This window comes from Corallococcus sp. 4LFB (genome assembly GCF_046520365.1).
In the GTDB taxonomy this organism is placed as follows: domain Bacteria; phylum Myxococcota; class Myxococcia; order Myxococcales; family Myxococcaceae; genus Corallococcus; species Corallococcus caeni.
On sequence record NZ_JBKGHJ010000704.1, the window covers coordinates 1 to 3,284 of the forward strand.

4 protein-coding genes are annotated in these 3,284 nt (G+C 72.3%); 1 reads left to right on the forward strand and 3 read right to left on the reverse strand.

Features of this window, described 5'->3' with window-relative positions:
- Together ACLEQD_RS39840 and ACLEQD_RS39845 are read right to left on the reverse strand one after the other, a co-directional pair.
- The coding region (locus ACLEQD_RS39840) for a hypothetical protein (RefSeq protein WP_410391145.1) at positions 1 to 207 on the reverse strand (207 nt) is incomplete at its 3' end.
- A gap of 149 nt (positions 208 to 356) precedes the next feature.
- Positions 357 to 1,406 carry a hypothetical protein gene (locus tag ACLEQD_RS39845; protein ID WP_410391147.1) on the reverse strand — a complete coding sequence of 350 codons (1,050 nt, stop codon included), beginning with the start codon at positions 1,404 to 1,406 and terminating at the stop codon, positions 357 to 359.
- Positions 1,407 to 1,670: 264 nt separating this feature from the next.
- Between ACLEQD_RS39845 and ACLEQD_RS39850 the strand changes: the two genes are divergently transcribed.
- Positions 1,671 to 2,150, forward strand: a complete 480-nt coding sequence (locus tag ACLEQD_RS39850) for a GNAT family N-acetyltransferase (protein ID WP_410391149.1) — start codon at positions 1,671 to 1,673, stop codon at positions 2,148 to 2,150.
- 14 nt (positions 2,151 to 2,164) lie between these two features.
- Here the strand turns inward: ACLEQD_RS39850 and ACLEQD_RS39855 are convergent.
- On the reverse strand, positions 2,165 to 3,284 hold a 1,120-nt coding region (locus tag ACLEQD_RS39855), incomplete at its 5' end, for an ATP-dependent helicase C-terminal domain-containing protein (RefSeq protein ID WP_410391150.1).

The following is a 3,284-nucleotide window of genomic DNA, read 5'->3' on the forward strand; positions in this document are numbered from 1 at the left end:
CGCCGCCAGCCCCGTCCCAGGGGCACCGGGGGGGCGCACGGCCCCGGGCTTCGGAGGGATTCCCGGTGTCACCGGCTCACGGCGGGCCCCGGGCCGGAGCGGCGCGCCGGGCCGTCCGGAGGTCCGCTGGAGGGCCTGTTTGAACGCGTCCTTCTCCGCGGGGACCTTCTCGTGACCGGCAGGAGCGTCCTGACCTTCGACCTTCATGGCATGCCTCGCGCGCAAGGGATGCGCGGGCATGAGCAGCGGCCGTGCCAGTCAGGCGGGGCGCGCTCCCGGGAGGAGGGCGCGAAGGAGGCGGCACGGCAGGGGTGCCGCCCCCGGGATGGGCGTGCGGGACGCGGGACGGCACGCTGCTAGCGCTTGCCGCCGAAGCCGCCCGGCTGCACGGGCGCGGTGCCCGTCAGGTCGTTGAACGCGAGCGGGCAGGCCGCCACGGCGTTGGGGTCCGCGAGCGCGGGGTTCTGGGTCCAGTCCCGGTCCTGGAACAGGTACGCGTCGCGCACCTCCAGCTCCTTGAGCTGCTTGCGGTACTCCCAGAAGCGGCCGCGCAGGAGCACGCGCGAGCCCTTCGGCAGCTGCGTCAGCGCCGTGTACTGGTCCTCCTTCAGCCGCGCCGTGATGTTCACCGCGGGCCGCACCTTGGGCTTGCCATAGGTCAGCCCCGCCAGCAGGCCGTCGTTGCCCGGATCCGGCAGGTAGTAGACGAGCCGGGCCACCAGCGCGGGCGGCTCGGGCGGAGGGCCCTTCTTTCTGCGCTTCTTGGGCTTCTCCAGCTTCGCGTCAATGAACTCCAGCCCCGCGAAGGCCACCTCCTTGTCGAGGTAGTCGTCGCGGAACTTCGCGTCCGCCACGCTGGCCGCGGTGGTGTTGGCCTTGAGGACCTCCACGTCGTAGCGCTCCAGGATGGCGGGCAGCGTGAAGAAGAAGCTGTCCACGGGCTTCACGCCGTCCGCGATGAAGCGCAGCTTGCTCAGGTCGAGCGGCGGGTAGTACGGCGCGAGCGCCACCGCCGTCTGCATCCACTCCGACGGCAGCCGCTTGTCGATGAGCACGCGGCGCATCATCGACACCAGGTACATGTTGGCGGGGAAGCGCGGCGTGGACAGCTGCGTGCCCAGCGCCTGGATCAGCACGGGGTCCAGGTAGAAGTTCTCGTCGCGCTTGTGCAGGTACGGCGCGGACTCGCCCACGATGGTGAGCAGCGCGCCCACCAGCTGGGCGCAGTTCGCGTCGCTCGTCCCCTGGACCAGGGCCTGATTGACGCGGGAGCGGAGGAACCGCTTGTCCATGTCCGCTTCGCGGAACACGGGCGGCTCTCCCGTTCCAAAAAAGAACTCCTTCTGGGCGAGCGCGGGCGTCGACAGCAGGCCCACGGACAGGGCGAACAGGGCTCGGGTACGCATTGCCCTGAACCCTACCATGCCCTCCCCGGGGTGGGCCTCCTCCGAGCGGCCTCGCCCACGCGCTGAGTGGAGGCCTCCGGGACCGCCCGACGTAGGAGGGCAATTGCAACCGGATGACCCGATGCGGCGGGGCATTCGCGACAGACCGCTCCCCGCCAGGGGGCAGGGGACGGAGCGACCGCGTGGGAGGAGCGCCGGGCCGGAAGGCGGATGGTCTTTTCCGCCTGTTGGCGGCGCGGCCTTTTGTGTACCTTGCCCGGAGCCATGCCGACGCCCCCCGAGACCTCCCCTGCACCCGTCACCATCGCCCAAATCAAGGACGAGGCGGAACTCATGCAGGCCCTCGCCATCCGCGAGGTGGTGTTCATCGAGGAACAGCACGTGCCCGAGGGCATCGAGCGCGACGCCGAGGACGCCCACGCCTACCACGTGCTCGCCATCCAGGGGGGCCACGCCATCGGCACGGGCCGCCTGGTGAAGCTGCCGGAGCCGCCCGCCGGGCAGAGCGGGACGTGGGGCCAGATTGGCCGCATGGCGGTGCTCCAGTCGCACCGCAAGGCCCGCGTGGGTTCGCTGCTCCTCACGTCGCTGGAGGAGGAGGCGCGCCGCCGCAACGTGACGGGCATCATGCTGCACGCCCAGCTCTACGCGCTCGACTTCTACAAGAAGCACGGCTACCAGCCCGTCGGCGCCGTCTTCGACGAGGCCGGCATCGACCACCTGGAGATGCACAAGCGCCTGTAGTCCCGCCGTCGCCTTCAGCGCCTCGGAGGACGGGGCGCGGGCGGCGCGGCGTGGCGCGGATCCTCGGGCCACGAGTGCCGCGGGTACTTGCGGCACAGCTCCTTGCGGATCGCCGGGTAGTGACGCTCCCAGAAGCCCGCCAGGTCGGTCGTCACCTGCACGGCGCGCATGTTGGGGGCCAGCAGGTGCAGCACCAGCGGCACGCGGCCCGCGCCCACGCTGGGCCCCTGCGCCATCCCGAAGAAGTCCTGCAGCCGTGACTCCACCCAGGGTGGCTTGTTGGGCTCGTAGTGCACCTTCACGCCGCGCCCGCCGGGCAGGGTGACGCGCTCCGGGGCGTGGTTCGCCAGCAGGCGCTGCTGCTCGGAGGTGAGGCGCGCGTAGAGCGCATCCAGCAGCGACACGCCCTCCAGGTCGGAGAAGCTGCGCGCGCCCACGCACAGGGACGCCAGCGCGTCGCGCATGAAGGCCGCGTCCACGGCGGGGAAGCCCGCCTCGGGGAACGCCTTGCCGAGCAGCTCCACGCGCGTGCGCCACTGCTCCAGCGCCTCCGGCTCCGCGAAGCGCTCCGGGCCCGCGGCCAGCGCCGCCTCGGCCAGCACGCGCGCGGCCTCCTCCGACGGAGGGGCGGGCGTGCGCGTCTCCTCCAGCATGAGGTTGCCGTAGGCCAGCCGGGTAAGGCGCTCCACGCGGCGCGAGTCCGGGTTCCACTGGAGGGTGTCCACCTCCTCCAGCGCGTCCGGGTAGAGGTCCAGCAGCCACTCGGCCTCCACGGCGCTGGCCAGCCGCACGACGGCGCCGCGCCCGGGGCGCTCCTCGGCATCCACGGCCACCATCAGCTCCGCGTCCTGGACGACGCTGAACTCGGACAGGCTGGTGGTGCCGCCGCCGAACATGAGCAGCTCGGGGGAGCGGGGCCGCCGCCTGCGGGCCACGCGGTCCGGGTAGCCCGCGAGCACGCTGAGCATCAGGGCCTGCTCCACGTCCTCGGGACGTCCGGGCTTCGAGCCCTGTTCGCGCACCGCGCGGCGCAGCTGCTTCTGCACGCGCTCCACGGACTGCACCGCGCCCGCGTCCAGCGACAGCGACTGCATGCGGCCGGAGGCGAAGCCTGAACGGCCGGCCTCGCGGAAG